The following is a 4,542-nucleotide window of genomic DNA, read 5'->3' as shown; positions in this document are numbered from 1 at the left end:
GATAACTTCGTATAATGTATGCTATACGAAGTTATTACGGAAGGCAGAATCTGGTTATTTCAAATTCTTTAATTATCCGTGTGCTTTTTCTGATTTTGCTTCCGCAGCTTCGTGATGAGGCATATCATCTGTGTTTCTAATTTTAGCCATATAGGTAACATTAGGTAACACGTGTAATTGCTCTAACACATAGAACTGACGGTTAGGATTTTCCTGTCTAGCCAAGGTAATTGCACTCTCCTTGCTGTTGGCATTACCGAAAGTAATTGCGTGTGTAGGACAAGCCTGCTGACAAGCTACTTTGATATCGCTGTCGCTTAAAGGACGGCTATCCTTCTTCGCTTTCAACTTACCTTCCTGTAAACGCTGCACACAGAAAGAACATTTTTCAATTACCCCTCTTGCACGAACAGTAACATCAGGATTCAACACCATTCTGGTTAAATCGTCGTTCATGTCTAGTACCACATCGTTCACAATTCCTTTCTGGTTGTCACCAAAGCTATCAGAGCCATTGTAGTCGGCCCAGTTGAAACGACGTACTTTATAAGGACAGTTGTTGGCACAATATCTGGTACCAATACAACGGTTATAAGTCATTTGGTTTAAACCTTCACTGCTGTGGTTGGTTGCAGCAACCGGACAAACGTTTTCACAAGGAGCGTTGTCGCAATGCTGACACATCAAGGGCTGGAATACCACATTTGGATTTTCCAAATCGCCACTGTAGTAGCGGTCAATACGCAACCAGTGCATTTCGTGACCACGCAATACTTCAGGCTTACCAACAACAGAAACGTTGTTCTCTGCATTACAAGCCACTACGCAGGCACCACAACCGGTACAGGTATTCAGGTCGATGCTCATACCCCACTTAGCACCTGGTCTGTCGAACACAGGATACAGTGTACCCTGAGATTCAAACTTCTCCAATCCACCCCAAGGCTTTAATTCCTTGTCACGCTCATCGCGGATTTCAGTTGGATGGTGTTTATAGGCAGCTAAGCTTAATTCTTTTACTACTTCGGTACGATTTCCTTGTTCAGTATCGTAACGGCTATGTGTTTGTGTTAAGGCAACCGGATACTTCTCATCAGTAAGGGTAAGGGTAACTTCTCCATTAAAGAAGTTTACGGCAGAACCACTTAAAGAAGCAAGAGGAAACGCATTCTTACCAACACCGGCAGCAGACTTTCCTACTTTTTCACTGCGGCCGTAACCAACAGCAATACCAACGGTTTCAGGATGTGTACCCGGTATAATTAATGCAGGTAACTCGATGGTTTTCTGACCTACAGTTACTTTAACTACTTTCTTAGGAGGATTCACTTCGTAAGCATCAGCCTGACCACCATTGCTGATATCAATACCCAACAATGTTTTAGCCATAGCAGGAGACACCACGAGGTAGTTATCCCAGGTTGCTCTGGTAACCGGATCAGGTAATTCCTGTAACCATGGGTTACTTGCGCCCTGACCAGCACCAATACCTACTTTTTCATATAAAACCAATTCAACCTTACCGCCCTTCTTTGCAGAAGAAGCAGCAGCCAATGCACCTGCAACTGCAGCGCCATTGAAGCTTCCAGCGGATTTAGCTGATTCACCCAATACTACTACTCCATCTTGTAAAGCTTTGTCCCAACCATTTACGCCACCCAATTTAGCAGACCAGAAATTCTTTAAGTACGCTAAATAATCTTCAGTTGCACCGCTCCATTTTAAAAGGCTATCCTGCCACTGACGGGTTTTGAATAAAGGATAAATAGTAGGCTGTATAAAAGAGAAATGACCGGTTTTAACTTCCGCGTCACCCCAGCTTTCCAAGAAATGATTGTCAGGTAAAACGAACTTAAATAGTTCAGCAGTTTCATCTACTTTACCAGCAAAAGAAACCGTTGTTTTAACCTTTGCCAAACCAGCTTTGAACTGATCAGCAGCAAACCAGCTGTAAGCAGGGTTTGCACCATGAATCAACAAGGTTCCAACAGAACCTGCATTCATGTCCGCAACCAGTTGAGCAAATTCTGCGTCCACACCAGCGCGTGTATTTAATAAAACACCCCAGTTGATGGTAGAACCACCAGCACCAATGGCGTTGTTAATTGCATTTACAAGAATCTGAACATTTACATCATTGCTTCCGGCAACCACCAAGGCAGCGCCTTTATTGGCAGTTAATGCTTTAGCAGCTGCTTCAACACCTGCTTTTAGTTTTGCATCCGCAATTCCAGTAACACCTGTACCATTCACTGCACTTAGCAAAGCAGCAGCAATAGCAAGGGTTTCAGAAGGACGGTGTAAATATTTTTCATCAGCGTTAGAACCAGTTAATGAAGCAACAGATTCAAAATGAATATGCTTGCTCATGCTTGGGTTCTTCTCATCTAATTTTTTACCAGTAGCATACTGTCTTGAGAATTCAACCGGATTTAACCAGGTTCCCAGGAAATCAGCGCCTAAGCTTACGATAGCCTTGGCATTTTCAAAATGGTAAGAAGGAATACCTCTTACACCATAAGTAGCTTCGTTCGCTAAAATCATTCCACTATAAGAAACCGCATCGTAGGTAACGTGCTTGCTTCCGGGATATTTAGCTAAAAACTGAGCAATAACCGCTTTGGTTGAAGGAGAGTTAATCGTGCTGGTTAATAAAACCACATTACCGCCCATCTGAGCAGCAATGGCTTTATCAGCCGCTTCAAAAGTTACTTCCTTACCATCAATAGTAGGGAAACGCAAGCGGGAAGTATCATATAAATCAAGTACAGAAGCCTGAACGCGGGCAGATGTACCTCCTTTAGTAACTGGAGAAAGGTCGTTACCCTCAATTTTAATAGGACGACCATCACGAACTTTTGCTAAAATACTTACTGCATCTCCATCCTGTACGTAGGTGGTAGCATAGTATTTAGCAATACCGGGAACAACATCCTCAGGCTTATTCGCAAACGGAATTGCCTTTTTTACAGGCATTTCACAGCTTGCAGCAGCTGCGGCAGCAGCTGTACTGAACCCTAGGTATTTCAGGAAGTCTCTACGAGGTGCTTTTGCTTCGAGAAAGCTTTTGCTTTCATCTTCCACCATTGGAAGCTCTTCATTGAATTCGTCTTTTACATCCTTGTTAAACGCTGCAGACTGATTCAGCTCTCCAAAACTTTGCCAGTGCTTTTTTTGCTCCATAATTATTGATTAACAGTTGGAATCCGCGGGCGGAGTCCACGTTCGAATGATATATTTTAATAAACCCTTTTGGGATGAATAAGAACTAGTAGTGACATTTCTGACACTCGGTACCACCAATCATTTCAACGGTTACACCCTTGGTGCTATCAATTTTACCGCTCTTTAAATCAGCGTGATACTTTTCATAAATGCTGTAGAAACCGTTGTCTTTAAACTGCACTTTGGTTTCGCGGTGACAGTTCACACACCAGCCCATGCTTAAATCGGTAAACTGCTTTACTTCTCCCATTTTCTGGATATCTCCGTGACAGGTTTGACAGGCAACCTGACCCGCTTTTACGTGTTGGGCGTGGTTGAAATAAACATGGTCAGGAAGATTGTGGATACGAACCCACTCAATTGGCTTAGCCTTACTTGGATCCCAGGGTTTACCCTCTTCAAAGCCAGCGTATTTGTATAATTTCTTGATTTCTGCGGTACCGTCCACTTCTTCACCAGCTTCGTTATAGATTTTTTCGCCTTTGTACTCGTTGATGGCCTGGTGACAGTTCATACAAACGTTTACAGAAGGAATGGTAGCCTGCTTACCCTGAGCAGCACCTGAGTGACAGTATTGACAGTTGATCTGGTTGGTACCAGCGTGAACTGCGTGAGAATAATAAATAGGTTGTTCAGGCTGATAGTCCTTGCTTCTTCCATATGCCATGGCACCTTTGGTGGTTAAATAACCACCCACCACAAACAATACAACAGTAACCATTGCTATATAAGCTTTGTTTCTCCAGAAAGGAATTGGTTCTAAAGCAGGCAAGCCAGCTTTATCATCAGCTAATTTTTTCAGGTTAGAGTTTACCTGCAACATGATTAATGCCACAACAGCAAGAATCAAAGTAAGAATTCCAAATAACAATGAATTATCAGCTTCAACATTAGAAGCAGCAGCAACTCCTGCACCAGCACCAGCAGGTGCTTTAGAAGGATCTGGTACACTGTTTACATAGGCAAGAATCGCGTCAATTTCCTCATCTTTCAAAGTAGGAAATGCGTTCATCGCAATTTTGTTGTACTCATTGTACAGGTTAACTGCGTAAGGATCGCCTGTTTTTAAGTAGGCAGCACTGTTTCTAATCCAGGAATACAAGTTTTCCTTACTGGACCAACGGGCTTCAACACCTGCAAGCGCAGGACCAGTTAGTTTTTTGTGGGGAGCATGACAGGACGCACAATTGGCGCTGAAAAGCGCTTTCCCGTCCTGGGCATTGGCGGCTACACCGAAACTAAGACTCACAATAAATAAAAAAGCGGCAATGCTGGCTTTTGCTATGGATCTTGACAATATCATATGCACAACGATGG

Annotated in this window: 2 protein-coding genes; both read right to left on the bottom strand. The window is 43.1% G+C overall.

Annotation, left to right across the window (positions count from 1 at the left end; all coding sequences use genetic code 11):
* Positions 1–72: 72 nt before the first annotated feature.
* The gene (locus tag P767_RS0112855) at positions 73–3,183 is read right to left on the bottom strand and encodes a TAT-variant-translocated molybdopterin oxidoreductase (RefSeq protein ID WP_026764844.1); all 3,111 of its coding nucleotides are present in this window, start codon (positions 3,181–3,183) and stop codon (positions 73–75) included.
* An 85-nt stretch (positions 3,184–3,268) separates the two neighbouring features.
* A partial coding sequence (locus tag P767_RS0112850) for a c-type cytochrome (RefSeq protein WP_316929608.1) occupies positions 3,269–4,542 on the bottom strand: 1,274 nt, incomplete at its 5' end.

Source organism: Sediminibacterium salmoneum NBRC 103935 (genome assembly GCF_000511175.1).
GTDB classification, from domain to species: Bacteria; Bacteroidota; Bacteroidia; order Chitinophagales; family Chitinophagaceae; genus Sediminibacterium; species Sediminibacterium salmoneum.
This window is presented reverse-complemented; position numbering and strand designations above follow the sequence as displayed.

What these genes read in the sequence shown, in the direction of transcription:
- P767_RS0112855 (WP_026764844.1), bottom strand. Translation starts at nt 3,183, where the DNA reads ATGGAGCAAAAAAAGCACTGGCAAAGTTTTGGAGAGCTGAATCAGTCT.